This is a genomic window from Serratia sp. N21D137 (genome assembly GCF_047530005.1).
In the GTDB taxonomy this organism is placed as follows: Bacteria; Pseudomonadota; Gammaproteobacteria; order Enterobacterales; family Enterobacteriaceae; genus Chania; species Chania fonticola_B.
This window is the reverse complement of sequence record NZ_JBLJAJ010000030.1, coordinates 13,378-39,375: the sequence shown is the minus strand read 5'-3', so window position 1 is coordinate 39,375 and position 25,998 is coordinate 13,378. Positions and strand designations below refer to the sequence as shown.

The 25,998-nt window shown below is 55.8% G+C and carries 24 protein-coding genes; 9 read left to right on the top strand and 15 right to left on the bottom strand.

What is annotated here, in order from left to right:
* The first annotated feature begins 231 nt into the window (after nucleotides 1-231).
* The 3 genes from fieF (at nucleotide 232) to ACMV5H_RS20260 (ending at nucleotide 3,499) form a co-directional block, all read left to right on the top strand.
* Nucleotides 232-1,134 carry a CDF family cation-efflux transporter FieF gene (fieF, locus tag ACMV5H_RS20270; RefSeq protein ID WP_021807232.1) on the top strand — a complete coding sequence of 301 codons (903 nt, stop codon included), beginning with the start codon at nucleotides 232-234 and terminating at the stop codon, nucleotides 1,132-1,134.
* Between the two features lie 233 nt (nucleotides 1,135-1,367).
* Complete coding sequence (pfkA, locus tag ACMV5H_RS20265) at nucleotides 1,368-2,330, top strand: 6-phosphofructokinase (protein ID WP_021181876.1); 963 nt, start codon at nucleotides 1,368-1,370, stop codon at nucleotides 2,328-2,330.
* 179 nt (nucleotides 2,331-2,509) lie between these two features.
* Complete coding sequence (locus tag ACMV5H_RS20260) at nucleotides 2,510-3,499, top strand: sulfate ABC transporter substrate-binding protein (RefSeq protein WP_021807231.1); 990 nt, start codon at nucleotides 2,510-2,512, stop codon at nucleotides 3,497-3,499.
* Between the two features lie 65 nt (nucleotides 3,500-3,564).
* On the opposite strand, the gene tpiA is transcribed toward ACMV5H_RS20260, so the two are convergent.
* Nucleotides 3,565-4,332, bottom strand: a complete 768-nt coding sequence (tpiA, locus tag ACMV5H_RS20255) for a triose-phosphate isomerase (protein WP_021181878.1) — start codon at nucleotides 4,330-4,332, stop codon at nucleotides 3,565-3,567.
* Nucleotides 4,333-4,459: 127 nt separating this feature from the next.
* Entirely contained in the window at nucleotides 4,460-5,047 is a 588-nt protein-coding gene (locus ACMV5H_RS20250) for a DUF1454 family protein (RefSeq protein WP_414822347.1), read from the bottom strand.
* A gap of 195 nt (nucleotides 5,048-5,242) precedes the next feature.
* On the opposite strand from ACMV5H_RS20250, the gene ACMV5H_RS20245 reads away from it, so the two are divergent.
* Nucleotides 5,243-5,662, top strand: coding sequence for a DUF805 domain-containing protein (locus ACMV5H_RS20245; protein ID WP_021181880.1), 420 nt, complete (start codon nucleotides 5,243-5,245; stop codon nucleotides 5,660-5,662).
* 1 nt (nucleotide 5,663) lies between these two features.
* Here the strand turns inward: ACMV5H_RS20245 and fpr are convergent, their stop codons facing one another.
* Both fpr and ACMV5H_RS20235 read right to left on the bottom strand, forming a co-directional pair.
* Nucleotides 5,664-6,410 (bottom strand): ferredoxin--NADP(+) reductase, encoded by a 747-nt coding sequence (gene fpr, locus ACMV5H_RS20240; RefSeq protein ID WP_021807228.1) that lies wholly within the window; start codon nucleotides 6,408-6,410, stop codon nucleotides 5,664-5,666.
* Between the two features lie 4 nt (nucleotides 6,411-6,414).
* On the bottom strand, nucleotides 6,415-7,038 hold the full coding sequence (locus ACMV5H_RS20235; protein ID WP_414822346.1) for a helix-turn-helix transcriptional regulator: 624 nt from the start codon (nucleotides 7,036-7,038) through the stop codon (nucleotides 6,415-6,417).
* Between the two features lie 308 nt (nucleotides 7,039-7,346).
* Between ACMV5H_RS20235 and emrD the strand changes: the two genes are divergently transcribed.
* On the top strand, nucleotides 7,347-8,531 hold the full coding sequence (gene emrD, locus ACMV5H_RS20230; protein ID WP_021807226.1) for a multidrug efflux MFS transporter EmrD: 1,185 nt from the start codon (nucleotides 7,347-7,349) through the stop codon (nucleotides 8,529-8,531).
* Between the two features lie 32 nt (nucleotides 8,532-8,563).
* On the opposite strand, the gene glpX is transcribed toward emrD, so the two are convergent.
* From glpX to ACMV5H_RS20215, 3 genes are all read right to left on the bottom strand, one after another.
* On the bottom strand, nucleotides 8,564-9,574 hold the full coding sequence (glpX, locus tag ACMV5H_RS20225) for a class II fructose-bisphosphatase (RefSeq protein WP_223498613.1): 1,011 nt from the start codon (nucleotides 9,572-9,574) through the stop codon (nucleotides 8,564-8,566).
* 120 nt (nucleotides 9,575-9,694) lie between these two features.
* Entirely contained in the window at nucleotides 9,695-11,203 is a 1,509-nt protein-coding gene (gene glpK / locus ACMV5H_RS20220) for a glycerol kinase GlpK (protein WP_115159610.1), read from the bottom strand.
* A gap of 43 nt (nucleotides 11,204-11,246) precedes the next feature.
* Entirely contained in the window at nucleotides 11,247-12,092 is an 846-nt protein-coding gene (locus tag ACMV5H_RS20215; protein WP_021807225.1) for an MIP/aquaporin family protein, read from the bottom strand.
* A gap of 521 nt (nucleotides 12,093-12,613) precedes the next feature.
* On the opposite strand from ACMV5H_RS20215, the gene zapB reads away from it, so the two are divergent.
* A complete protein-coding gene (zapB, locus tag ACMV5H_RS20210; protein WP_021181887.1) occupies nucleotides 12,614-12,853 on the top strand; it encodes a septal ring assembly protein ZapB in 240 nt (79 codons plus the stop codon).
* Nucleotides 12,854-12,908: 55 nt separating this feature from the next.
* Here the strand turns inward: zapB and rraA are convergent, their stop codons facing one another.
* The 7 genes from rraA to priA all read right to left on the bottom strand — a co-directional run bounded on the left by rraA (nucleotide 12,909) and on the right by priA (nucleotide 21,129).
* Nucleotides 12,909-13,394, bottom strand: a complete 486-nt coding sequence (rraA, locus tag ACMV5H_RS20205) for a ribonuclease E activity regulator RraA (RefSeq protein WP_021181888.1) — start codon at nucleotides 13,392-13,394, stop codon at nucleotides 12,909-12,911.
* A 104-nt stretch (nucleotides 13,395-13,498) separates the two neighbouring features.
* Entirely contained in the window at nucleotides 13,499-14,416 is a 918-nt protein-coding gene (locus ACMV5H_RS20200) for a 1,4-dihydroxy-2-naphthoate polyprenyltransferase (RefSeq protein ID WP_021807224.1), read from the bottom strand.
* A 97-nt stretch (nucleotides 14,417-14,513) separates the two neighbouring features.
* Complete coding sequence (gene hslU, locus ACMV5H_RS20195) at nucleotides 14,514-15,848, bottom strand: HslU--HslV peptidase ATPase subunit (RefSeq protein ID WP_021807223.1); 1,335 nt, start codon at nucleotides 15,846-15,848, stop codon at nucleotides 14,514-14,516.
* Between the two features lie 12 nt (nucleotides 15,849-15,860).
* Nucleotides 15,861-16,391 (bottom strand): ATP-dependent protease subunit HslV, encoded by a 531-nt coding sequence (gene hslV / locus ACMV5H_RS20190; protein WP_021807222.1) that lies wholly within the window; start codon nucleotides 16,389-16,391, stop codon nucleotides 15,861-15,863.
* A 102-nt stretch (nucleotides 16,392-16,493) separates the two neighbouring features.
* Complete coding sequence (gene ftsN, locus ACMV5H_RS20185; RefSeq protein ID WP_115159611.1) at nucleotides 16,494-17,429, bottom strand: cell division protein FtsN; 936 nt, start codon at nucleotides 17,427-17,429, stop codon at nucleotides 16,494-16,496.
* A gap of 195 nt (nucleotides 17,430-17,624) precedes the next feature.
* Nucleotides 17,625-18,653, bottom strand: a complete 1,029-nt coding sequence (gene cytR, locus ACMV5H_RS20180; RefSeq protein ID WP_024482873.1) for a DNA-binding transcriptional regulator CytR — start codon at nucleotides 18,651-18,653, stop codon at nucleotides 17,625-17,627.
* A gap of 280 nt (nucleotides 18,654-18,933) precedes the next feature.
* On the bottom strand, nucleotides 18,934-21,129 hold the full coding sequence (gene priA, locus ACMV5H_RS20175; protein ID WP_414822345.1) for a primosomal protein N': 2,196 nt from the start codon (nucleotides 21,127-21,129) through the stop codon (nucleotides 18,934-18,936).
* Between the two features lie 199 nt (nucleotides 21,130-21,328).
* Between priA and rpmE the strand changes: the two genes are divergently transcribed.
* On the top strand, nucleotides 21,329-21,544 hold the full coding sequence (gene rpmE, locus ACMV5H_RS20170; RefSeq protein ID WP_021181895.1) for a 50S ribosomal protein L31: 216 nt from the start codon (nucleotides 21,329-21,331) through the stop codon (nucleotides 21,542-21,544).
* Between the two features lie 72 nt (nucleotides 21,545-21,616).
* On the opposite strand, the gene metJ is transcribed toward rpmE, so the two are convergent.
* Complete coding sequence (metJ, locus tag ACMV5H_RS20165; RefSeq protein ID WP_006317756.1) at nucleotides 21,617-21,934, bottom strand: met regulon transcriptional regulator MetJ; 318 nt, start codon at nucleotides 21,932-21,934, stop codon at nucleotides 21,617-21,619.
* A gap of 317 nt (nucleotides 21,935-22,251) precedes the next feature.
* Between metJ and metB the strand changes: the two genes are divergently transcribed.
* A complete protein-coding gene (metB, locus tag ACMV5H_RS20160; protein ID WP_021181896.1) occupies nucleotides 22,252-23,412 on the top strand; it encodes a cystathionine gamma-synthase in 1,161 nt (386 codons plus the stop codon).
* A gap of 3 nt (nucleotides 23,413-23,415) precedes the next feature.
* Nucleotides 23,416-25,851 carry a bifunctional aspartate kinase/homoserine dehydrogenase II gene (locus tag ACMV5H_RS20155; RefSeq protein ID WP_021807218.1) on the top strand — a complete coding sequence of 812 codons (2,436 nt, stop codon included), beginning with the start codon at nucleotides 23,416-23,418 and terminating at the stop codon, nucleotides 25,849-25,851.
* The last annotated feature ends 147 nt before the right edge of the window (nucleotides 25,852-25,998 follow it).

Below are 25,998 nucleotides of genomic sequence, written 5' to 3'. Positions count from 1 at the left end.
TAGCTATTTTCTGGGAGGCTGCGGATTTTCAAAAACCGTTGAGTGTGGACAGTATGTGGACGCGCCTTCAAACCTGGATACCTTATGAATACTTATCTAGGGAGAGCGACATTACTGCACGTTTTGCCAGATTTTTTTGCTTAGCTGACACGCATCCCGTCATGATGGCGGGACTTTTTTTACCCCGCATTCCGTTATACTGAAGCCCATAAACGTTAGTTGGGGTTTTTTATGGAACAGCAATACGCGCGGCTGGTACAGTCCGCTGCTTTAGCCGCCACCGGAATGGCTTCCATTCTACTGTTGATCAAGATTGTTGCCTGGTATCTCACCGGGTCGGTCAGCCTGTTGGCGGCTTTAGTGGATTCGTTGATGGATATTGCCGCATCGTTAACCAACCTGCTGGTGGTACGCTACTCGTTGCAGCCGGCTGATGAAGAGCACACCTTTGGCCATGGCAAGGCCGAGTCGCTGGCGGCGCTGGCGCAAAGCATGTTTATCTCCGGTTCTGCCCTGTTCCTGTTCTTGACCGGCTTCCAGCATCTGTATTCCCCGCAGCCCCTGAATTCGCCGGGCATAGGGGTAGCTGTAACTATCATTGCGTTGATTAGCACTTTCATCCTGGTGACCTATCAACGTTGGGTAGTCAGAAAAACGCGCAGCCAGGCGGTACGGGCCGATATGCTGCATTATCAGTCAGATGTGATGATGAATGGTGCTATTTTGATAGCACTTGGGCTAAGCTGGTACGGATTTCATCGTGCGGACGCGCTGTTTGCCCTGGGCATTGGGGTTTATATTCTCTATAGCGCGCTGCGTATGGGGTACGAGGCGGTGCAGTCCCTGCTGGATCGCGCCTTGCCGGATGAAGAGCGTCAGGCAATTATCGATGTGGTATCGTCTTGGCCGGGTATCAAAGGTGCCCACGATCTGCGTACGCGGCAGTCTGGGCCAACGCGGTTTATCCAGTTGCATCTGGAAATGGAAGACACCCTGCCGTTGATGCAGGCGCATATTCTGGCAGAACAGGTGGAGCAGGCATTGTTGCATCGTTTCCCCGGAGCCGACGTGATTATTCACCAAGATCCCTGTTCTGTTGTTCCTCAGGGCCGACAGGGGCATTGGGAACTATAATCAACTGACATAGGTCAATGTTGGGTGGATTGAGAAAACACGGTGTTAGCACGCCGTGCCATGTGAAGTTTTTTCCTTGATGTTGCGTGACCTGAATCAATTCAGCTGGGTGTTTTTGTTATAATATCCAGCAATAAAAGCCGTAAAGCTGGTTTTGCGCCGTTGGAGAGATACCCGGTGAGTCGGCGAATACAGAATTCTTAAGAAATTGCATCTACAGTTCAGAGGTAGTCATGATCAAGAAAATCGGTGTACTGACGAGTGGCGGTGACGCCCCAGGTATGAACGCTGCCATTCGTGGCGTTGTGCGTGCCGCGCTCACAGAAGGTCTGGAAGTATTTGGTATTTACGATGGCTACCTTGGTTTGTACGAAGATCGTATGGAGCAATTAGACCGCTATAGCGTGTCTGATATGATCAACCGCGGCGGCACCTTCCTGGGTTCTGCGCGTTTTCCTGAGTTCAGGGATGACAGCGTGCGCGCCAAGGCGATTGAAAACCTGAAAAACCGCGGCATTGATGCGCTGGTGGTCATCGGTGGTGACGGCTCCTACATGGGGGCGAAGCGCCTGACCGAAGAGGGTTTCCCTTGCATCGGTTTGCCTGGCACCATCGATAACGACGTTGCAGGCACTGACTACACCATCGGTTACTTCACCGCGTTGGAAACCGTGGTGGAAGCCATTGACCGCCTGCGCGATACCTCTTCATCACACCAACGTATCTCTATCGTGGAAGTGATGGGGCGTTACTGTGGCGACCTGACCCTGGCGGCGGCCATTGCCGGTGGTTGTGAATTTATCGTTCTGCCGGAAATCGAATTCAGCCGTGACGATCTGGTTGACGAAATCAAAGCCGGTATCGCCAAAGGTAAAAAGCATGCCATCGTGGCGATCACCGAGCATATCTGTGATATCGACGAACTGGCACGCCATATCGAGCAAGAAACCAAGCGTGAAACCCGTGCTACCGTATTGGGCCACATCCAGCGTGGTGGTTCACCGGTTGCTTACGACCGTATTCTGGCTTCCCGCATGGGCGCGTACTCCATCGACCTGCTGCTGCAAGGTTACGGTGGCCGCTGCGTAGGGATCCAGAACGAGAAGATGGTGCACCACGACATCGTTGACGCGATCGAAAACATGAAGCGTCCGTTCAAGGGTGACTGGTTGGAAACGGCGAAAAAGCTGTACTAATCCGGCTTGAACGCCGCGAAATAGCCTCCTTTGTTGGGGGCTTTTTTTTATCGGTAGCCGCTATATTCCAGAATGGTCTAGTACAACATTTTTTATTCTTTAATTGTGAGGGAAGTTTCTGGCAGGCTTTGATGCTAAATCAACCGCTTGAGGTTGCGTCATTTTCTGGGGGAACGGCAATGCAAAAATGGGGTGTGGGTCTGACTTTACTGCTGTTGGCATCGGGTGCTATGGCGAAAGATATTCAACTGCTAAACGTCTCATACGATCCTACGCGTGAGTTCTACCAGGAATATAACACGGCGTTTGGTAAGTATTGGCAGCAGCAGACCGGCGATAAGGTTACCGTGCGTCAGTCACACGGCGGTTCCGGCAAGCAGGCGACCTCGGTGATTAACGGCATCGAAGCGGATGTGGTCACGCTGGCGTTGGCATACGACGTGGACGCGATTGCCGAGCGTGGTCGTATTGATAAAGCGTGGATCAAGCGCCTGCCAGACAACTCGGCACCTTACACCTCGACCATCGTTTTCCTGGTGCGTAAGGATAATCCAAAACAGATCCATGATTGGGCTGACCTGGTGAAGCCTGGCGTGTCGGTTATTACACCGAACCCGAAAACCTCTGGCGGTGCCCGTTGGAACTATCTGGCTGCCTGGGGTTATGCTCTGCACAAGAACGGTGGCGATAAAGCCAAGGCTCAGGAGTTCGTCAAACAGCTGTACCGAAATGTGGAAGTGTTGGATTCCGGTGCACGTGGCGCAACCAATACCTTCGTTGAGCGCGGCATCGGTGATGTGCTGATCGCCTGGGAAAACGAAGCTTTGCTGGCAGAGAAAGAGCTGGGTAAAGACAAGTTTGAAATCATCACCCCGAGCGAATCCATTCTGGCTGAACCGACGGTATCGGTGGTGGATAAGGTCGTTGATAAGCGCGGCACCCGTGATGTGGCTACGGCTTACCTGAAGTATCTGTATTCACCGGAAGGCCAGACCATTGCGGCCAACAACTACTACCGTCCACGTGATGCAGCCGTTGCAGCCAAATTCGCCGAGCAGTTTCCAAAACTGAAGCTGTTCACCGTGGATGATACTTTTGGCGGCTGGACTGAAGCGCAGAAGGTGCACTTTGCCACCGGCGGGATCTTTGACGAAATCAGCAAGCGCTGATCGCTAATTTTTGGCCATAAAAAACCCCGGGAAACCGGGGTTTTGTCATTTCAGGCCGGATAAAATCAGGCTTTTTTCGCCAGGGCAGCGGCTTTGACGATCACGGCGAAAGCGTCAGCTTTCAGTGATGCGCCGCCAACCAGCGCGCCGTCGATGTCTGGCTGAGCAAACAGCTCTGCAGCGTTCTTATCGTTCACGGAACCGCCGTACTGGATGATCACTTCGGCAGCGACTGCAGCGTCTTGCTTGGCAATATGGTCACGGATAAATTTGTGTACTGCCTGAGCTTGCGCTGGGGTGGCAGATTTACCGGTACCGATAGCCCACACTGGCTCATAAGCGATGACGGTGCCTTTGAACGCTTCAGCGCCCTGGGTTTTCAGCACGGCGTCGATCTGGCGCGCACAAACTTCTTCGGTTTTACCCGCTTCGTTTTCTGCTTCGGTTTCACCGATGCACAGCACTGGGATCAGGCCAGCGGCTTTCAGCACGGCAAATTTCTCGGCGATCGCTGCGTCGGTTTCTTTGTGATAGGTACGGCGCTCTGAGTGGCCGATGATGATGTATTCAGCACCGACGTCTTTGAGCATGGTGGCAGAAACTTCACCGGTGAAGGCGCCAGACAGGTTGATGTCGACGTTCTGTGCGCCCAGAGCGATGCGGCTGCCACCCAGTGCGTGCTTGGCCAGATCCAGATACATGACTGGAGGTGCGATGGCAACGCCACAACCGTCAACGCTGCTCAGTTCTTTACGCAAGGCGGCGATCAGTTCGTTAACCATGTGAACGCTGCCGTTAAGCTTCCAGTTACCCATTACTAATGGATGACGCATGTGTTTTCCTCCAAAAAGGGGACGCGAGAGTCTAAATGACAACTGCCGGACAGGCAGTTTACCTGCCCAACAGTATAGAGATGAATCAGTGCAAAGGCTTTGCTTTTTGTCATTAATTGCTGGGGTATCAGGGTTCAGATAGCGTTAGCTTAATCGGTTCAACGGCGAAGGTTACCCCCTTATCGCCGTTATCTGCTACCACATAGCGTATTGCCCCGACCTGTTGTTGGTAGAAGTAGGAGCCTTTGCCTTTTTCCAGCAGGTTGTTCACCTTGATGATGCTTTCTTCCACGGTGAGTGTCGGTTCAAACTGGCGGCTCAGGGCTGCCATGTAGTTCACCGCGATGGCTTTGGCCGCTTTTTCTTCGCCATCCTGCAACAGCAAATGGGTAATTTGCATGGTTTTAATCTTACCGGTGCCCTTTTCCAGCGCGGTAGAGGCGTACAGGTTTTCGTTAATCTTACTGGCCGCGCGGGTCAGCAAAGGAGAGTCATCCTCTCTTGAGGGGACTACGCGGAATTCACCAATCGGCAGCGTTGGGTTGTCGCGGTTGTACTTTTCGCGAAATTGCACCACCGTCAGATCGAAGGTCGGCGCGCCAGCCAGCAAGTAGGGGGCGTTCGCCGGGGCTTCGGTAGGCGTATCCGGTGGATCGGCCCAAGCACTGCCGATGGGGGAGCACAGGTAGGCTATAACGATGATTTTTTTCAGCATGGTATACGGCATCGGTAACAAAGATGACTCCGATTAAAACGATAACCTGGGCGAATTGTCAAAAATTCCGCGTGATTGTCGTTTGCTGACGCAAGGCGGTGCGATGGTCTGCGTTTTTCCGGGGCTAGCTCAACCCGGTATGGCCTATGTTACACTGCGGCGCAGAATATGGGCAGGCCAAGAGTGCATGAATCGATGAGCTTACAGCAATGGTGTTTTTCCTTTAAGGGCCGTATCGGGCGGCGCGACTTCTGGATCTGGATGGCTGTCTGGGTAGTGCTGATGGCGGTGGCTTTCACGCTGGCCAACTACGATGTGGTAGCGATCCAGACCATCGCCTTTTGCATTGTGGCGCTGCTGTGGCCAACGGCGGCGGTGCTGGTCAAGCGCCTGCACGATCGCAATAAAAAGGGCTGGTGGGCGTTGCTGTTGATCCTGGCGTGGATATTGGCAGCCGGTAACTGGCAGATGTTGGCACCGGTCTGGCAGTGGGGCGTGGGGCGTTTTATTCCGACGCTGATTGTGGTGATGATGGCGATCGATCTGGGGGCTTTTCTGGGCACCCCAGGGGATAACCGATTCGGGCCAGAAGCCGAACCGGTAAAATTCCGCTGAACTACCAGTAATGCTCGCTGGTGATATGGCCCGGCTTGCGGCGCAGATGTTTGCGCATCTGATATTTCTCTTTCAGCGTTTGCTGAGTATCTCGCACCATCTGCGGGTTGCCGCACAGCATCACATGGCTGGTTTCGGCATCCAGGGTCAAACCGACTGCCGCTTCCAGTCGGCCGTCTTCCAGCAGAGCAGGAACGCGCCCGGTCAATGAGCCAGCCACCTCTTCGCGGCTGACCACGGTTTGAATGCGTAGTTTGCCGTTAAAACGCTGTTGCAGCTGCTGCATCAGCGGCAGGTAGCTGAGATCGCGGGCAAATCGTGCGGCGTGCACCAGTACCAGGTTGTTGAAGCGATCCAGATCTTTGCCTTCTTGCAGGATCGACAGATAAGGGCCGATGGCGGTGCCGGTCGCCAGCATCCATAAGGTGTCGCAGTCTGGCACTTCTTCGAGCACAAAGAATCCGGCGGCTTCTTTGGTGACCATCACTTCCGCTCCGGGCTGCAACTGATGGAGGCTTGGGCTGAGTTTTCCTTCCGGCACTGTGACCAGATAAAACTCCAGGTTGGGATCGCTGGGGGCATTAACGTAAGAATAGGCGCGCTGAACGCGCTCGCCGCCTATTTCTAGTGACAGCTTGGCAAACTGCCCGGCGGTGAAACTGTCGATCGGGGCATTGACGGTGATGCTGAACAAGCCATCGGTCCAATGTTGTACCCCTGTCACTTTGCCATTAACCCATTCAGCCATACTTTTAACGCTCCCGTGGTTGGATCAAATAAGCACAATGTCGTGAGCCGGAGATGGCATGCGCGGTACGTTCTATCCGGTAGCCTTTACCAAACAGGCGATGGAACAGCTGCAGTTCGGAGTTGCACAGGTTGCTGCAAGTATGTGCCGCCACGCCGATCGGACAGTGGTTTTCCACCAGCAACATGCCCTGCGGGCTTTCCAACAGTTCCGCCATATAGCCGTCACGCTGGCGCAGGTTAACCAGGCGGTTGAGCTTGCTGAGATGGTCTTCTTCCTCTGCCAGCTCATCGGCGTACCGGTGATAGAGTTTATCCTCGCGCGCCCGGATCAGCTTTTCTATACCTTCGGCACCGAACAGCTCATGTGCAGACTCCAGCAGGATCGCCGAAAGCCGATCGTGTCCGTCGGCAAACTGGGCATGGCCCTGTTGGGTCAAAGACCAGTAACGCGTCGGGCGGCCTACTTTGGCGCGCGTTTCCTCGTAGCAAACCAGCTCACGTTGTTCAAGGGATTGCAGATGCTGGCGGATCCCCATCGGCGTGATTTCCAGCCGCTCTGCCAGCATTTTGGCAGAATGAGGACCCAAGGTTTTTAACTGCAATAAAATCAGCTCTGGTGTTTTCATAAAACCCAAATCCCTGTGGCGGTATCTTATTTCAAGTTGATGGAAATAATTATCGATTAAGTGTTAAAGCTAATCTGATGCAAGTTTATCATTTTTAACTCTTTCCCGTTATGACAACAGATACGTACAGTTTGATTTACGAGACTGGTAGCGATAGGTGCCAGTGTGACGGCGATCTATATTTGCCCGAAACTCGCTAAAAAAATCAGATTTGTTAGCTTATGCGTCGCTGAGAAGCTGCTCTGTGGTTCCCCCTGGGGTATTGGGCGGGGTTGAGTGTCGCAATACTGAATAAGTTAATGAAGATAATGAGAAAAGTTGAGAACTTCCACCTGCTGGTGATGCTGATCCTGCTGGTTGCCGTCGGTCAGATGGCGCAAACCATTTATGTCCCCATCATCGCCGATATTGCCCGCGATCTCTCGGTGCCCTCCGGCTCCGTGCAGCGCGTTATGGCGGCTTATCTGTTGACCTACGGCTTCTCGCAGCTGATCTACGGACCGCTTTCCGATCGCATTGGCCGCCGCCCGGTGATCCTGGCTGGCATGATGATTTTCCTACTTGGTGCTTTGGGCGCTTTGCTGGCCAACAGCCTATCGATGTTGGTAGCCGCCAGTGCGGTTCAGGGTATGGGCACCGGCGTGGCGGGCGTGATGGCCAGAACCATGCCGCGCGATCTGTATGCGGGGACGTCCCTGCGATATGCCAATAGCCTGCTGAATATGGGCATTCTGGTCAGCCCGCTGTTGGCTCCTGTGATTGGCGGGGGATTGGCGATGATGTTTGGCTGGCGGGCTTGTTATGGCTTCCTGCTGGTGTTGTGCGCCGGTGTAGCGTTTGCCATGTTCCGCTGGTTGCCGGAAACCCGGCCGCAGCAAACGGAAAAACGCCGTATGCTTTCCAGCTTCCGCCAACTGCTGGCGGACGGCACCTTCAGCTGCTATCTGGTGATGTTGATCGGTGCTCTGGCCGGTATCGCCGTCTTTGAAGCCAGCTGTGGCGTGTTGATGGGCGGGGTGTTGGGCCTGAGCGGTTTGACCGTCAGTATCCTGTTTATCTTGCCGATCCCGGCGGCGTTCTTTGGTGCCTGGTATGCCGGGCGTGACGGCAAATCCTTCCACAGTCTGATGTGGCATTCGGTGATCAGTTGCCTGTTGGCCGGGCTGATGATGTGGATCCCTGGTTGGTTCGGGGTGATGAATATCTGGACGCTGATCGTGCCTGCGGCGTTGTTCTTCTTCGGTGCCGGGATGCTATTCCCCTTGGCGACCACCGGTGCGATGGAGCCGTTCCCTTATCTGGCCGGGGCGGCGGGTGCCCTGGTGGGCGGCATGCAGAATATGGGGTCTGGACTGGCGACATGGTTGTCAGCCATGCTGCCGCAAACCGGGCAGTTCAGCCTTGGCTTGCTGATGTTTGCCATGGCGTTGCTGATTTTGCTGTGCTGGTGGCCGCTATCGAGCCGTATGCAGCATCAGGGACATACCGCCTGATAGAGATGGGGCGCGCTCTGCGCCCCTGAGCATTAAAGCAGGAATTCGTGCAGCGCTGCGTCTTTGCGATCCAGATAGTGGGTCGAACGGATGCGGCGGATAGTGCGCGATTTGCCTCGGATCAGCAGGGTTTCGGTGGTGGCCATATTACCTTTGCGGGTGATGCCCTCCAGCAGATCGCCCTTGGTGATCCCGGTCGCGGCAAAGATCACGTTATCGTTGCGCGCCATTTCATCCAGAACCAACACTTTACCGGCTTCGATGCCCATTTCTTTACAGCGGGCCAGCTCCTGCTCGCCAATACGGCGATTATCTTCGTTATCCCCTTTGACCTGATGGCGAGCCAGCAGGCGGGCTTGCATATCGCCATCCAGCGCACGGATCACCGCAGCGGAGATCACGCCTTCCGGTGCGCCACCGATGCCGTACATCACATCCACTTCGCTTTCCGGCATACAGGTCAGGATCGAGGCGGCGACATCACCGTCGGGAATAGCGAAAACCTTCACCCCGAGCTGCTGCATTTCTGCGATCACCGCATCGTGGCGCGGTTTAGCCAACGTGATCACCGTCAGCTCCGTCAGTGGTTTGCCCAGGCAGGCAGCGACGTTGTTCAGGTTGGTGGCTAGCGGCAAGTTGAGGTCGATCACCCCACGCGCCTGTGGGCCGACGACCAGTTTTTCCATGTACATATCAGGAGCGTGCAGGAAGGTGCCGCGATCGCCTACCGCCAGGACAGCCAGCGCATTGGATTGCCCCATTGCGGTCATGCGCGTACCTTCGATGGGATCGACGGCGATATCCACCGCATCGCCCAGCCCGGTGCCGACGTTTTCGCCAATATACAGCATCGGGGCTTCATCAATCTCACCTTCACCGATCACGATCCGGCCATCGATATCCACCCTATTGAGCATAATGCGCATGGCATTGACGGCGGCACCGTCGGCGGCGTTTTTGTCACCACGCCCCAACCATTTATAACCCGCAAGAGCGGCGGCTTCGGTAACGCGGGAAAATTCGATGGCTAATTCACGTTTCATGGCAAACCTGTCAGTGAGAAAAGGGAAGAAAATATCGGCAAAGTTTACCACAGGGGGGAGGCGGTAGGGCGAGGCAAAAAAACGCTGCCCGAAGGCAGCGCTGTTGCAGGATAAAACGAATCAGTCGTGATCTTCCCAGGCTTGTGCACGAGCCACGGCCTTTTTCCAGCCGCTGTAACGGAAATTACGCTCGGTAGTTTCGATACCCGGACGGAATTCACGCTCGATGTTGGCTTTGCTCTTCACCTCATCCAGATCGCTCCAGTAGCCAATCGCCAGCCCGGCCAGATAGGCCGCGCCCAATGCTGTCACTTCACGCACTTCAGGACGTTCGACACGGGTGCCGAGGATATCGGACTGGAACTGCATCAGGAAGTTGTTGGCTACCGCACCACCGTCCACACGCAGCGATTGCAGACGGGTATTGGCATCGGCCTGCATAGCATCCAGCACGTCGCGGGTCTGGTAGGCGATAGACTCCAGCGTGGCGCGGATGATGTGGTTGCTGTTGACGCCGCGGGTCAGGCCGAAGATGGCGCCACGGGCATACGGGTCCCAGTAGGGGGCACCCAGGCCGGTAAAGGCGGGTACCACGTAGACGCCATTGCTGTCTTTGACCTTGGTGGCGAAGTATTCGGAGTCTGCGGCATCGCTGATCAGTTTCAGCTCGTCGCGCAGCCACTGGATAGAGGCCCCACCAATAAACACCGCACCTTCCAGCGCATAGTTCACTTCCCCGCGTGGGCCGCAGGCGATGGTAGTCAGCAGGCCGTGGCTGGAGCGTACTGCCTCTTTGCCGGTATTCATCAACAGGAAGCAGCCGGTGCCGTAGGTGTTTTTCGCCATCCCCGGCTGAACGCAGAGTTGGCCATACAGCGCCGCCTGCTGGTCACCGGCGATCCCGGCGATAGGAATACGCGTCCCGCCTTTACCCCCGATGTTGGTCTGGCCATACACTTCGGAAGAAGGGCGGACTTCTGGCAGCATGGCGCGTGGGATGTCCAGCGCTTCCAGCATACGATCGTCCCAGTCCAGCTCATGGATGTTGAACATCATGGTACGCGAGGCGTTGGTGTAGTCGGTCACGTGAACCCGCCCTTGGGTCATCTTCCACACCAGCCAGGTGTCGACGGTACCAAACAGCAGTTCACCGCGCTTGGCACGTTCGCGCGCGCCTTCGACGTGGTCGAGGATCCATTTGACCTTGGTGCCCGAGAAGTAAGGGTCAACCACCAGGCCGGTATTGTGGCGGATATACTCTTCCAGGCCATCACGCTTGAGTTTTTCACAGATGTCGGCGGTGCGACGGCACTGCCAGACGATCGCGTTATAAATCGGCTTCCCGGTCTCTTTTTCCCAGACGATGGTGGTTTCACGCTGGTTGGTAATGCCGATCCCGGCGATTTGGTCCGAACTGATATCGGCCTTGGCCAGCACTTCGACCAAGGTGGAACTTTGTGAGGACCAGATTTCCATCGGGTCGTGCTCTACCCAGCCGGCCTTCGGGTAGATCTGCGTAAATTCACGCTGTGAAACCGCAACAATATTGGCATCGTGATCGAGCACTACGGCACGTGAACTGGTGGTTCCCTGGTCGAGGGCGACAATGTATTTTTTTTCGGTTGTCATAATTTTGAGTCCTACTGTGGTTAACCGTTTAAAGCCGTGCCAATCACGCTTTACGTTGTTCTGGTTTAGTGGCGGGTTGCTCTTCCTCGAAGCAAACGTCACAAGGCAGATGGCGACCGATCAGCGCGCGATAACCAAAGGCGCCCAAACCTGCACCGACGATAGGGCCGAAGATAGGCACCAGGAAGTAAGGGATGTCGCGAGCGCCGGTGAAGGCCACGTTGCCCCAGCCTGCCAGATAGGCGAACACTTTCGGGCCAAAGTCACGCGCCGGGTTCAGTGCAAAGCCGGTTAATGGTCCCATAGAGGCACCGATGACGGCAATCAGAATACCGATCAACAGCGGTGCCAGCGGGCCGCGTGGAATACCGTTGCCGTCGTCTGTCAGTGCCAGGATCAGGCACATCAGGATGGCGGTGATCACGGTTTCTACCAGGAAGGCCTGGCCGACGGAGATATGTGCGTTGGGATAAGTCGAGAAAATGCCGGCCAATTCGAGGCTTTCGTTGCTGCCACGCACCATCTGGTGGGCGGCTTCAAAATCGAAGAACAGACTGTAATACAGCCCGTAGACCAGTGCTGCCGCGCAAAAGGCACCCGCAATCTGCGCAACGATGTAAGGGAGTACTTTGCGTCCATCAAAGCAGGCGAACAGCCACAGCGCGAGCGTGACGGCCGGGTTCAGGTGAGCACCGGAAATGGCGGCGGTCAGATAGATGGCCATCGCCACCCCCAGGCCCCAAATGATGCTGATTTCCCACTGGCCGAAGCTGGCACCTGCCAGTTTCAGCGCTGCCACACAGCCTACGCCAAAGAAAATCAACAGACCGGTGCCGAGGAATTCAGCGATGCACTGGCCTTTTAAGGTCGGACTGATGGTTTGGCTCATAATATTATTGTCCTGCAGACGACGGTTATAGGTTATCTAGGCTTGGCGCGTTGGCGTTGTGGCCTTGAGCTACAGAGTTTTTCTTCACGTCCTCTTATCGGTTGAGGATGTGATGTAAATTTATCGTTAACGAGCATAAACGAGAAATAGCGAAATCAAAATGTGTGTAATTCGTCATAAAATTGAGCGAATTCGCGTTGTTCGGTGTTCTTTCTGCGCCATAAAACGGTGATCTGACCAGTTATTTTGTCTCTATTTGTTAACAACCCTGCCGTTTGGCAGCGGTGACTTTCAGCTTTGACCGATAGCTAGGGTAGGAAAATTGCAACAGAGTGCGCGTTGGGTCGGTATGTTGCTAGACACTGGGGGGCTGGCTACTTACAATCGTTTTTATTGCGGGAAAGATTTTATCGAAACAGGCGTTGGGCCTGTTGGTTACGCGAGCATATTCGCAGTCGCTGCAGCTAAGGTTGCGGCGCTACTTATGGATGTACGCCTTGCTATCATGAGGGGACTGAAGAATGTCATTTGAAGTATTTGAAAAACTGGAAGCAAAAGTTCAGCAGGCGATCGATACCATCACGCTGTTGCAGATGGAAATTGAAGAGCTGAAAGAGAAAAACAATTCCCTGTCTCAGGAAGTCCAGAGTGCTGCGGGTAACCACGAGTCACTGGTGCGTGAAAACCAGCAGCTGAAAGAAGAGCAGCACGTGTGGCAAGATCGCCTGCGCGCATTGCTGGGTAAAATGGAAGAAGTCTGATCCATTAGCTCCAACGAAAAAGGGCGCCTCAGGCGCCCTTTGTCATTTTCTGCGGTTACTCGATATCGAGCGGATCTTCAGAAAGGATGATGCCGGTGTTGTCGGCATACAGATGATCGCCAGAGAAGAAGGTCACACCGCCAAAATTAACGCGGATATCACTTTCGCCTATCGCTTCGCTGGTGGCTCCTACCGGGATTGCTGCCATCGCCTGAATGCCGATGTCCAGTTCTTCCAGATCGTCCACCTGGCGCACCGCACCGTAAACCACGATGCCTTCCCATTCGTTCTGAGTCGCCAGACGGGCCAGCTCCGCGTCGATCAGAGCTCGGCGTACCGAGCCGCCGCCGTCGATCACTAACACGCGGCCACGGCCGTTTTCTTCGAGCAGTTCAAACAGCAGGCCGTTATCCTCGAAGCATTTCACCGTAGTGATTTGCCCGCCAAATGAAGTACGCCCGCCAAAGTTGGAGAACAGAGGCTCAACTACGTTGACCTCTTCCTGATAGATATCGCAAAGTTCGGAAGTATCGTATTTCATAGGATTTTACGTCTGTTTGCCGCTGGAATAACCAGTATATCCCTTTATTCGCCCCGTTGGCAAAATCATCAGTGCCAGGATGCGTTCTGCTACGCATGTCTCAACTAACTGAGCACCACGCCAATCGCAAACAGCACGTTGGCGAGCAACGCGGCCTTGACCATATGTTCCAGCATTGGACGCATGCCGACGGCCGTAGGGTCACGTAAGACACGCATTCCGTGGCGATACAGAAACGGGATGGCCAGCACAAACAGCCAGCCCCATAGGCTGTGCAGGTTAAGCAGGGTAAACAAGGCAAAGCAGACCACGGCGGCAATCAGCAGCGTTGCGTGGTAATAGCGCGCATTCTGTGGGCCAAGGCGGACGGCCAGGGTATTTTTGCCGTTAGCGCGGTCACTTTCGATATCGCGCAGATTATTGATGTTCAACACCGCCGCTGCGAGCAGACCACAGGCGGTGGCTGGCAACATCACGACGCTATCGAAAGTGTGAGTCTGTAGATAGTAAGTGCCTGCCACGCTGAGCCAGCCGAAAAATACCAATACCGAAATATCGCCCAGTCCCAGATAACCGTAAGGTTTGGTGCCCACGGTGTAGGTAATGGCCGCGACAATCGCTAGCCCGCCCAGCACCAGGAAGCCCACCACATCGCTGGGTTTTTCACAGGCGACGGCGATTAGCCAGCAACCGGAAATGGCGATCAGCACTACCGTCAGCATCAAGGCCCGTTTCATCTGGCTTTGGGTGATCATGCCCTTTTGCATGCCGCGCAACGGACCGATACGGTCTTCTTTATCGCTGCCTTTTACCGCATCACCGTAATCGTTGGCCAGGTTGGAGAGGATCTGCAGCAGACCTGCGGTCAGCAGAGCCAACAGCGCCACGCCGGGCTTCAGGCTGCCCTGCCAGGCGGCGATCGCGGAACCGACAACGATGGAGGCAAAGGCCAATGGCAGGGTTCGTGGTCGTAAACTTTCCAGCCAGGCTCTGGCCGGGGTGGTGGTGGTTGATGAGCTCATATTTCGCTTCAGTAAGTCAAAAGACGGTGTCCGTTAAAAATAAATGTGGGAGGCAATGCCTCCCACAAAGATAACTGACAGGACAGTGATAGAGCGATTATAGGATAAAACGACTCAGATCTTCATCCGCTACCAGTTCATCCAGATGATTGCGCACGTATTCGGCGTCAATTGTAATGGATTGGCCGCCAATTTCACTCGCATCGTACGAAATATCTTCCATCAGACGCTCCAGCACGGTGTGCAAACGACGTGCGCCGATGTTTTCGGTGCTTTCGTTAACCTGCCAGGCGGCTTCAGCGATGCGGCGGATACCGTCAGCGGTGAAATCGATGGTGACGCCTTCGGTAGCCATCAACGCTTTGTACTGCTCGGTAAGCGACGCGCTTGGCTCGGTCAGGATACGTTCAAAATCTTCCGTGGTCAGCGCTTGTAGCTCAACGCGGATTGGCAGACGGCCTTGCAGTTCCGGGATCAGGTCGGAAGGGCTGGCAGTCTGGAATGCACCGGAGGCGATAAACAGAATGTGATCGGTTTTCACCATGCCGTGCTTGGTCGATACCGTACAGCCTTCCACCAGCGGTAGCAGGTCGCGCTGGACGCCCTCGCGGGACACGTCTGGGCCGGAGCTCTGGCCACTGCGCTTACAGATTTTGTCGATCTCATCGATAAACACGATACCGTGCTGCTCAACGGCTTCCACCGCCTGCTCTTTCAGCTCTTCCGGGTTTACCAGCTTGGCCGCTTCTTCTTCGATCAGCAGCTTGAAGGCTTCCTTGATCTTCACTTTACGCGGTTTCTGCTTCTGCCCACCGAGGTTCTGGAACATCGATTGCAGTTGATTGGTCATTTCTTCCATGCCCGGAGGAGCCATGATTTCCACGCCCATCGGGGCTGCAGCCAGATCGATTTCGATTTCTTTATCGTCCAACTGACCTTCACGCAGTTTCTTGCGGAATGCCTGGCGAGCGGCAGAGGGTTCTTGCTGCTCTTCGGCCTGGCCCCAGTTGTTTTTGGCCGGCGGGATCAGCACGTCGAGAATGCGTTCTTCTGCCATCTCTTCCGCACGGGTGCGGTTTTTCTCGATCGATTGCAGACGCACCATTTTCACGGCAGCATCGGTCAGATCGCGGATGATAGAGTCCACTTCCTTACCCACATAGCCCACTTCGGTGAACTTGGTGGCTTCTACCTTGATGAAGGGAGCGTTGGCCAGTTTAGCCAGACGGCGGGCGATCTCGGTTTTACCGACGCCAGTTGGGCCGATCATCAGAATGTTTTTTGGGGTCACTTCGTGACGCAGCATCTCGTTGAGCTGCATCCGGCGCCAGCGGTTGCGCAGGGCAATGGCGACGGCACGTTTGGCTTTGTTTTGGCCAATGATGTAGCTGTCCAGTTCGCTGACGATCTCGCGCGGGGTCATTTCAGACATGGTATTCGATCCTTACGCTTTGGAAGGCAATTCTTCAATGGTGTGGAAATGGTTGGTGTAAATACAGATGTCACCGGCGATGTTGAGGGATTTATCCACGATCTCGCGGGCGCTTAATTCGGTATTTTCCAACAGCGCACGAGCGGCAGACTGGGCATAAGGGCCACCAGAACCGATCGCAATCAAATCATTTTCAGGCTGGATCACGTCACCGTTACCGGTGATGATCAGCGAGGCATTCTCATCGGCTACCGCCAGCAGGGCTTCCAGCTTGCGCAGCATGCGGTCGGTACGCCAGTCTTTTGCCAGCTCAACGGCCGCTTTTACCAGATGGCCCTGGTGCATTTCCAGCTTACGCTCGAACAGTTCGAACAGGGTGAAAGCATCAGCGGTACCCCCGGCGAAACCGGCAATCACTTTATCGTTATACAGGCGACGGACTTTTTTGACGTTGCCCTTCATTACCGTGTTGCCCAGTGTGGCCTGGCCATCGCCACCGATCACTACCTGGCCGTTGCGGCGTACGCTTACAATTGTTGTCACGAGCAGACCCTCGTTGCGGACGGAAAGAAGTCCCCGCAGCCTCTGCGTTGGCAGAGACTACGAGGCATATTGAGACTATAGATGGGGGGAGATTGACGCTTTTCAACCCCCGACGGAGAGGGGAATGCAACTTGACATGCCAATGCCTTTCAGGCGCGACAGGGTTTTGTCTGCGGCGGCGCGGCTGCTGTATGGGCCGAGCATCACACGATTCCAGCCACCGCCTGCGGTGACCCGGCTTTCAACCCCTTCAAACGCCAGCTGTGCCCGTACCGACTCGGCCTGATCGGCTGCGCGGAACGAACCACATTGCACCATCCACTTCTGCTTCGACTCCGGTTTGGTTTCCGGCTTGGCCGCTTCCGTTTTTACTTCTTGTTTCACTTCTGGCTGACGGGTCTGCACTTGCGGAGTCACGGCCTGTGGTTTTGGTTGCTGTACCTGCGGCTTCGGCTGCTGCACTTGCTGTTGGTGCTGCTGTACCGGTTGCTGCTGCACGGGTGCTGCGCCGTTGTTGAACGGGTTGCGAGGCTGAGTGGTCTGCTGTTGCTGTACCGGTGGCGCTATCTGCTGCTGTACCGGCTGTTGCCCACCGTTACGCAGCTGTGAAGGATCGTTGTAAGGCACCTCAGACAGTTGCGTTGGGCGCTGCTGCATATCGGCCTGCATCTGCTCCAGCAATTGGCGCTGTTCGTCGGTCAACTGCGTTTTGGAGTTGACCTCTCCCCCGGCGGTTGGCTCGGTAGGTGTCTTGACGCCGATCTGGCGGTTCTCCAGCTCTTTGATGTAACGCCAACGCTCTTCCGGCTTCGGTGGCAGACCGTTGCCCGGGCGTGTGCCATGCGTAGGCAACATCGGCGTTTCATCCGGTTTGTTGTGGGTAATGAAATAAAGACCACCGATAAAGACAACCAGAATGGCGACGGCAAGCGCCACCACGGTTTTGGATACCTTTGGAGAACTGCGTTTTTTACGGCTGGGGGTCTTGCGCCGCGCTGCTCCTGAGCGCCCGCGGCCTACATAGTCTCTCTGTGCCACTATAATTCCGCTGTGTCGTGATGAGGTTAAAACCTATCCTCTAGCTATTTTATCGGCCATTTTGCATAAGCTTACTGCCCTGTAGGTGTAGGCAGGCTCCGGGGAGCGGTTCTGGCAAAATGACCACAACAATGATCATTACGCCGGTTTGGCCGGCGCTGGGTCAGCCATGTTACTTAACCCAAAAATATTTGACTAGCGTTTAGGGGCCGCGGTGCTGCCTCTGATGATCAATTCACTGTCCAGTAACCGGGAACCGCTGTTCACGGTTTGCCCATGCAACTGTTCCAGCAGCAGCAACATCGCCTGCTGACCAATCTGGAAGCGGGGCTGTGCCACGGTGGTCAGTGGCGGATCGCAATACTGCGCCAGCTTGATATCGTCAAAGCCGACAATCGACAGATCCTGCGGTACACGCAAGCCCAGCTTTTTCGCCTGGGACAATACGCCGATCGCCATGACGTCGCTGTGACAAAAGACCGCCGTTGGCGGTTTCGGCAGCGCCATCAGTGAGGCTAACGCCTGCGCACCGGCTTCGTAGGTGAAGTCACCCCGGGTAATATAGCTGCTTTCGACGGTAATGCCATTACGGCGTAGCGCCTGAATGTAGCCTTGCAACCGATAATGGCTCAGCGGCATCTGTTCTGGCCCGGCGATACAGGCGATCTGTTTATGGCCAAGCTGATGCAGATAATGTACGGCTTCAAACGCGGCGGTCAGGTTGTCGATATGCACCGTTGGCAGTTCCAGCTCCGGTGCAAACTCGTTGGCCATTACCATTGGCGGCAGGTTGCGTTGCTCTTCCTTGCTGGCGTCGAAAGGCAGGTTGGAGCCGAGCAGCAGCATGCCATCGATTTGTTTGGTGATGATCAGGTTAACGAAGGTGCGTTCCTGTTGGTTCTGCTGCGCACAGTCGCCGATCAGCACCAGGTAACCCTGCTGCGCTGCCGTTTGCTCGATCCCCTGGATCACGTCGGCAAAAAACGGATCGCAGATGTCCGGGACGATCACCAGGATAGTGCGGGATTCATTGCGTTTGATATTGCGTGTCAGGGCATGAGGGGAGTAACCCACGGCCAGCACGGCCTGTTCCACTTTCTGGCGCGTTGGCGTTGACACCTTTTCCGGATTCATCAGCGCACGCGACACGGTTGCCGTGGAAACGCCGGCCATTTCGGCAACGTCTTTCATGGTCGCCATGGGTAATTCTTGCTTGTGTTCCAACGCCTTTCTCCTTGCGTCAGCACCCGGCTAACGCGGTTACTTCAGTTTGCTCAAAAAGTCTGGCATGCAGTGGTGGTGGTGTTATTTTTAGCGTCATCCACATTCAAGCATTCCATTGCCTGGCTGAAAAAATGCCTTCACCGACATTCTAAACAGATTACGGGCCGCTTTTGTTACCTAATTTGCATGAAAAGTGTGACGCAGGAAGGTTTTTTCGTGTTCGCTCGCAAATTGTGGTGTAAACGTTTGCTTTTAACCAAGGAATTGAGAGTTTTCTTAATCAACTATCAATGGGATCAACGTCTAACGTCCATTTGACTTTACGTGCCTGAGGCAGGGTGCCAATCAATGGCAACGTGCTTTTTATCAGGTGCTGTAACAGTTTTCTGGACGGGTGCTGCAACAACAGTTGCCAGCGGAAGCGACCCCCGCGTTTGGGTTGCAGTGCCGGAACCGGGCCCATTACCCACAGCGAATCATCCTTCAGCGGGCTGGCTTCCAACAGATTGCGTAGCTGCTGTAAGAACAGCGGTGCCTGCTGATTATCGTGATCTTCCGAACGCACGATGATGTGGCTGGTGTAGGGCGGCAGGAAGACGCTGCTACGCTCGACCAGGGTTTGCTTGGCAAAGGCGTCGTAACCCTGTTGCAACAGGATTTGCAGTAATGGGTGCTCTGGGTGATGGGTTTGCAGCAGCACCTCGCCCTGCTTGCCCGCCCGCCCGGCACGGCCTGAAACCTGAGTATAAAGCTGGGCAAACCGCTCGGCAGAACGGAAATCGGCGGAGAATAGCGCGCCGTCCACGTCGAGCAACGCCACCAGGGTGACATCCGGGAAGTGGTGGCCTTTGGCCAGCATTTGCGTGCCGATCAGAATACGTGGGCCGCCACGGTGAATATCGGCCAGATGCTGTTCCAGCGATCCCTTGCGGCTGGTGGTATCGCGATCGATACGGGTAATGGCGGTTTCCGGGAACAGGGGAGCCAGTTCGTTCTCCAACTGTTCAGTACCGACGCCGACGGAAACCAGGTTGGTGGTACCGCACTGCGGGCACTGATGTGGCACCGGGCGCTGGCTGTCGCAGTGGTGGCAGCGCAGCTGGCGTTGATGCTGGTGGAACGTGTAGTAATGGTCGCAGCGCTGGCATTCGGCGATCCAACCGCACTCATGGCACAGCAGCGCGGGGGCATAGCCACGGCGGTTAAGGAACAGGATCACCTGATTGCCGTTCTTCAGGTGGTGCTGCATGCTTTTCAGCAGAGGCTGAGAGAGCCCGACCTTCAGCGGCAGGCCTTTCAAATCGATCAGATGCTGATTGGCCGGTTTGGCGTTGCCCGCCCGCTGGGTCAGTTTGAGCTGGCGGTATTTGCCTAACTGCACGTTGTGCAGCGTTTCCAGCGCCGGTGTTGCAGAGCCCATCACTAGCGGGATGTTTTCGGCGTGAGCGCGGAATACCGCCAGATCGCGAGCGTGATAGCGCCAGCCTTCCTGCTGTTTATAGGAGCTGTCGTGTTCTTCGTCGATGATGATCACCCCAAGGCGTGAGAAGGGGGTGAACAACGCCGAGCGGGTGCCGATCACAATGGCGGCTTCACCGCTGCGCGCGCGTAGCCAAACGGCCAGCCGTTCGCTGTCGTTCAGGCCGGAGTGCAGGACTTCTACCGGTGCGTTGAAGCGTTCACGAAAGCGAGCGATGGTCTGCGGGGTGAGGCCGATCTCCGGCACCAACACCAGCGCCTGCTTACCTTTCGCCAGGATATTTTCCAGCACGCTGAGGTAAACCTCTGTTTTGCCGGAGCCGGTGACCCCGGCCAGCAGCCAGGCGGCAAACTGCTCGTCTTCACTGCGGATAGCGCCCACGGCGGTGGCCTGCTCGGTATTGAGCCGCAATCGTTCGCCGAGCACGGCAAAGCCTGGCCGCCAATCCTGCGTTGCCACAGTTTGCGAACGCAGGTCGATCAAACCTTTGGCCCGCAGCGCCTGGAGCGCGCTTTCCGTCAGCTCCAATTCGCTGACCTGATGGCGATACACCGGGCGTTGCAGCAGTGCCGCCAGTGCCTGTTGCTGCTTCGGCGCACGCTTCAGGCTTTCCGGCGGGGTTGCGCGCCCCTGTTCGGTAGCAAACCATTGCCACAGCGGGGCGGCTTCTGCGGGCTTACCCTGACGCAGCAGAATGGGCAGCGCATGGAACAACACTTCACCGATCGGGTAATGGTAGTATTCGCTGGCCCACAGCAGGATGCGCCACAGGCTGGTGGTGAACAGCGAGTCGTTATCCAGCAGGCCATCGATGGGCTTGAGCTTTTCCAGCGGCAGTTCACTGCTCTCGCTGCTGCCGGTGATGATGCCTATCGCCCGTTGCTTTCCCCAAGGCACACTGACGCGCGCGCCGATGACCGGCTGCAGGCCTGCGGGCAGCAGATAATCGAAGGTGCGGGCAAGGGGAACCGGTAGAGCAACGTGTACAACAGGCATGTGGCTGTCCAGGTAGAAAAAAGTGTTGGCTAGTTTACACGGTAGGCTGGCAAATGTACGGATCCGATTGCGCGCTACATTTTATTCTGTATAATTTGCCGCCTTTGGTATAATCCCATATCAAAACCTATTATCAACCACGTGTGGTGTCTGGCGGAACAGGGCTGGATAGCGACACGGCCTTAACTGAGGTTCTCCCATGAAAAAAGGTATTCACCCTAAATACGAAGAAGTTACTGCAAACTGCTCTTGCGGTAACGTGATCAAAATCCGCTCTACCGTGGGTCACGATCTGAACCTGGACGTTTGTGGCGAATGCCACCCGTTCTACACTGGCAAGCAGCGTGATGTTGCTACCGGTGGCCGCGTTGACCGCTTCAACAAGCGTTTCAGCGTGCCAGGCGTTAAGAAATAAGTTTTCTTATCGTCAGATGAAAAAGGCGCCTTCGGGCGCCTTTTTTCGTTTTTGCCTTCGGTGCAGGCAGGATCAATATTCCCAGGTATCAGGGTCGACACCCAATTCTCGCATCAGTACTTTCGCGGCTTCCGGGATTTCATCGCTGCGTTCTTTGCGCAGGTCTTCATCGTTCGGCAGCGGCTGGCCGGTAAAGGCGTGCAGGAATGCTTCACACAGCAGTTCGCTGTTGGTGGCGTGGCGCAGGTTGTTTACCTGGCGACGAGTCCGTTCATCCGTCAGGATTTTCAGCACCTTCAGCGGAATGGATACCGTGATTTTTTTGACTTGCTCGCTCTTTTTACCGTGTTCAGCGTAAGGGCTGACATACTCGCCGTTCCACTCAGCCATGGGACACCTTAAAATTGTCTGAAAAATACAAAATTCTAAAAACCGGCCAATTATGCCCGATCTTCACTGTGCTCACTAAATAAATGTCTTCTTTACGCGATAAGGGTCACTGAATCTGATGATTTAATAGGCTATGCCTATGCATTGTTGGGCTGACATCTTATCAATATTACAAACCGCCATAATTTTAGCGGGTATTGTCCCTTTGCTCAATCTATACGCAAAGAAGTTTAGATGTCCAGATGTATTGACGTCTATATCCGCTGCGGTTAATCTTTAAGCCTCATTCCCCCACTTTCCGAGAGCCGAGCCACCCTATGACGCGTAAACCAGCCACGATTGCCGTACGTAGCGGTCTGAATGATGACGAACAGTACGGCTGCGTCGTTCCGCCGATCCATCTTTCCAGCACCTATAACTTCACCGATTTCAACCAGCCCCGAGCTCATGATTACTCACGCCGTGGTAACCCTACGCGTGATGTCGTGCAGCGTGCGCTGGCAGAATTGGAAGGAGGTGCGGGGGCGGTGATGACCGGGAGCGGGATGTCGGCGATCCATCTGGTGACCACGGTATTTCTCAAACCGGGCGATCTGCTGGTGGCCCCTCATGATTGCTACGGCGGCAGCTACCGCCTGTTCGATAGCCTGAGCAAACGCGGGGCGTATCGGGTGCTGTTTGTCGATCAAGGAAATGAAGCCGCATTGCGCGATGCGTTGGCGCAAAAACCGAAGTTGGTGCTGATCGAAAGCCCAAGCAACCCGCTATTACGCGTGGTGGATATCGCGGCCATCTGTAAAGCTGCCCACGAAGCCGGTGCGCTGACCGTGGTAGACAACACCTTCCTCAGCCCGGCGCTGCAACAGCCGATCGAACTGGGTGCCGATCTGGTCGTCCACTCTTGTACCAAATACCTCAACGGCCACTCCGACGTGGTTGCGGGCGCGGTGATTGCTAAAGATAAAGATCTGGCGGTCGAGCTGGCCTGGTGGGCCAACAATATCGGCGTCACCGGCGCGGCATTCGATAGCTATTTGTTATTGCGGGGGATGCGTACCCTGTCGCCGCGTATCAAGGCTGCACAACATAATGCCGAGGCGATTGTCGGCTATTTACAGCAGCAACCCTTGGTCAAAAAGCTGTATCATCCTTCCTTGCCAGAAAACCCTGGCCATGAGATTGCGTGCCGTCAGCAACGTGGGTTCGGTGCCATGCTCAGCTTTGAACTGGATGGGGATGAAGCGCTGCTGCGCCGTTTCCTGTCCGCTCTGGAGCTGTTTACGCTGGCGGAATCCCTGGGTGGCGTAGAAAGCCTGATCTCACATGCGGCAACCATGACTCACGCCGGTATGGCGCCAGAAGCGCGTGCCGCAGCGGGGATTTCCGAAAGCCTGCTGCGTGTTTCCGTGGGGATTGAAGACAGCGAAGATTTGATTGCCGATCTGGAACAAGCCTTCCAGGCGGCGGCTACGAGGTAAGTCATGAATGCAATTGCGGTAGCAGGGCCGGTTAGCGGGCGTCAACTGCACAAATTTGGCGGCAGCAGCCTGGCAGATGTGAAGTGTTATCTGCGGGTGGCCGGGATCATGGCCGAATACAGCCAGCCGGGTGACATGATGGTGGTGTCGGCGGCGGGGAGCACCACCAACCAACTGATCAGCTGGCTGAAGCTTAGCCAGAGCGATCGCCTTTCCGCGCATCAGGTGCAGCAAACGCTGCGCCGTTATCACAGTGAGCTGATCGGCGGGTTGTTGCCGGCGGAAACGGCGGAACCGCTGATTGCCGAATTTATCCACGATCTTGAGCGCCTGGCAATCCTGCTGGACGGCAAGGTTGATGATGCGGTGTATGCCGAAGTGGTGGGGCACGGTGAGATCTGGTCAGCACGCCTGATGGCTGCGGTGCTGAACAAGCAGGACATGCAGGCGGCATGGCTGGACGCGCGTGATTTCCTGCGTGCCGAACGTGCGGCACAGCCGCAGGTCGACGAAGGTCGTTCCTATCCGTTATTGCAGCAACTGCTGGCTCAACATCCCGGCAAACGTCTGGTAGTAACCGGCTTTATTTCGCGTAATGACAGCGGTGAAACCGTGCTGCTGGGGCGCAACGGCAGTGACTATTCTGCCACGCAGGTTGGCGCGTTAGCCGGAGTGGAGCGAGTCACCATCTGGAGCGACGTGGCCGGGGTTTACAGCGCCGATCCGCGCAAAGTGAAAGATGCCTGCCTGCTGCCGCTGTTGCGTCTGGATGAGGCCAGCGAGCTGGCCCGCCTGGCGGCTCCGGTGCTACATACCCGAACCTTGCAGCCGGTGTCTGGCAGCGATATCGATCTGCAACTGCGTTGCAGCTATCAGCCGGAGCAGGGGTCGACCCGTATTGAGCGCGTGCTGGCTTCCGGCACCGGTGCCAAAATTGTCACCAGCCACGATGATGTCTGCCTGATCGAACTCAGCGTTGCGCCGCAGCATGACTTCAAGCTGGCGCAGAAAGAGTTGGATCTGGTGCTCAAGCGCGCGCAGATCAAACCGTTGGCCGTAGGGGTTCATCCTGACCGTAACCTGATCCAGCTGTGCTACACCTCTGAAGTGGTGGGCAGCGTGCTGCGCATTTTGCAGGAGGCTGGGCTACCGGGTGAACTGCAACTGCGTGAAGGGTTGGCGCTGGTAGCATTGGTGGGCGCGGGCGTGTGCAAGAATCCGCTGCATAGCCATCGTTTCTATCAGCAGTTGAAGGACCAGCCGGTGGAGTTCATCTGGCAGGCCGAGGATGGTATCAGCCTGGTGGCCGTGCTGCGTCAGGGGCCGACTGGTCTGCTGATCCAGGGCCTGCACCAAACGCTGTTCCGCGCGGAAAAGCGTATTGGCCTGGTGCTGTTTGGCAAAGGCAATATTGGTTCGCGTTGGCTGGAGCTGTTTGCTCGTGAACAGAAGAATATCTCTGCGCGCAGCGGCTTTGAGTTTAGCCTGGCAGGGGTGGTGGATAGCCGTCGCAGCCTGCTCGATTATGACGGATTGGATGCCAGCCGCGCGCTGGCGTTCTTTGAAGATGAAGCCCAGGAACTGGACGAAGAGTCGCTGTTCCTGTGGATGCGAGCGCACCCGTTCGACGATCTGGTGGTGCTCGACGTCACCGCCAGTGGGGAGTTGGCGGAGCAATATCTGGACTTTGCCAGCTATGGTTTCCATGTGATCAGCGCCAACAAGCTGGCGGGGGCCTCATGCAGTGCCAATTACCGCCAGATCCGCGATGCGTTTGCCAAAACGGGCCGCCACTGGCTGTATAACGCCACCGTGGGAGCCGGGTTACCGGTGAACCATACCGTGCGCGATCTGCGCGACAGCGGGGATAGCATCCTTGCGATCAGCGGCATCTTCTCCGGCACGCTTTCCTGGCTGTTTCTGCAGTTTGACGGCACGGTGCCGTTCACCGATCTGGTGGATCAGGCCTGGCAGCAGGGGCTGACGGAACCGGATCCGCGTGTTGACCTGTCAGGACAAGACGTGATGCGTAAGCTGGTGATCCTGGCGCGTGAAGCGGGTTATGACATTGAACCTAACCAGGTGCGTGTGGAGTCACTGGTGCCTGCAGGTGCGGAGCAAGGGTCCATCGACCAGTTCTTCGAGAACGGCGACGCGCTGAATCAGCAAATGCTACAGCGTTTCGAAGCGGCCAACGAAATGGGCCTGGTGCTGCGCCACGTGGCGCGTTTCGATGCCAATGGCAAAGCGCGCGTTGGCGTTGAGGCCGTGCGGCCAGAACACCCGCTGGCTTCGCTGCTGCCCTGTGACAACGTGTTCGCCATCGAGAGCCGCTGGTACCGCGACAACCCGCTGGTGATCCGTGGGCCAGGGGCCGGTCGCGACGTGACGGCTGGAGCCATCCAGTCCGACCTTAACCGCTTGGCACAACTGCTTTAAATCCTCGCTTTAGCCTCGGGGGTGGCGCCGCGCTGCCCCCGTTCAATCCTTCAACATGAAATTCTCTCATCTTGCGTGAGGATTAATCATCGTATCTCCCTCACTTTCCTGTTGACTCTTCAGGCAACATCCGGCATTTTCTATCTA

Coding starts and splice junctions, on each gene's coding strand:
- ACMV5H_RS20200 (WP_021807224.1), bottom strand. CDS start 14,416: ATGAGCTCATCAACCACCACCACCCCGGCCAGAGCCTGGCTGGAAAGT.
- ACMV5H_RS20250 (WP_414822347.1), bottom strand. CDS start 5,047: ATGCTGAAAAAAATCATCGTTATAGCCTACCTGTGCTCCCCCATCGGC.
- metJ (WP_006317756.1), bottom strand. CDS start 21,934: ATGGCTGAGTGGAACGGCGAGTATGTCAGCCCTTACGCTGAACACGGT.
- hslU (WP_021807223.1), bottom strand. CDS start 15,848: ATGTCTGAAATGACCCCGCGCGAGATCGTCAGCGAACTGGACAGCTAC.
- glpK (WP_115159610.1), bottom strand. CDS start 11,203: ATGACAACCGAAAAAAAATACATTGTCGCCCTCGACCAGGGAACCACC.
- ACMV5H_RS20260 (WP_021807231.1), top strand. CDS start 2,510: ATGCAAAAATGGGGTGTGGGTCTGACTTTACTGCTGTTGGCATCGGGT.
- fpr (WP_021807228.1), bottom strand. CDS start 6,410: ATGGCTGAATGGGTTAATGGCAAAGTGACAGGGGTACAACATTGGACC.
- ACMV5H_RS20235 (WP_414822346.1), bottom strand. CDS start 7,038: ATGAAAACACCAGAGCTGATTTTATTGCAGTTAAAAACCTTGGGTCCT.
- priA (WP_414822345.1), bottom strand. CDS start 21,129: ATGCCTGTTGTACACGTTGCTCTACCGGTTCCCCTTGCCCGCACCTTC.
- rraA (WP_021181888.1), bottom strand. CDS start 13,394: ATGAAATACGATACTTCCGAACTTTGCGATATCTATCAGGAAGAGGTC.
- fieF (WP_021807232.1), top strand. CDS start 232: ATGGAACAGCAATACGCGCGGCTGGTACAGTCCGCTGCTTTAGCCGCC.
- ACMV5H_RS20155 (WP_021807218.1), top strand. CDS start 23,416: ATGAATGCAATTGCGGTAGCAGGGCCGGTTAGCGGGCGTCAACTGCAC.
- ACMV5H_RS20245 (WP_021181880.1), top strand. CDS start 5,243: ATGAGCTTACAGCAATGGTGTTTTTCCTTTAAGGGCCGTATCGGGCGG.
- tpiA (WP_021181878.1), bottom strand. CDS start 4,332: ATGCGTCATCCATTAGTAATGGGTAACTGGAAGCTTAACGGCAGCGTT.
- zapB (WP_021181887.1), top strand. CDS start 12,614: ATGTCATTTGAAGTATTTGAAAAACTGGAAGCAAAAGTTCAGCAGGCG.
- emrD (WP_021807226.1), top strand. CDS start 7,347: ATGAGAAAAGTTGAGAACTTCCACCTGCTGGTGATGCTGATCCTGCTG.
- glpX (WP_223498613.1), bottom strand. CDS start 9,574: ATGAAACGTGAATTAGCCATCGAATTTTCCCGCGTTACCGAAGCCGCC.
- metB (WP_021181896.1), top strand. CDS start 22,252: ATGACGCGTAAACCAGCCACGATTGCCGTACGTAGCGGTCTGAATGAT.
- rpmE (WP_021181895.1), top strand. CDS start 21,329: ATGAAAAAAGGTATTCACCCTAAATACGAAGAAGTTACTGCAAACTGC.
- ACMV5H_RS20215 (WP_021807225.1), bottom strand. CDS start 12,092: ATGAGCCAAACCATCAGTCCGACCTTAAAAGGCCAGTGCATCGCTGAA.
- pfkA (WP_021181876.1), top strand. CDS start 1,368: ATGATCAAGAAAATCGGTGTACTGACGAGTGGCGGTGACGCCCCAGGT.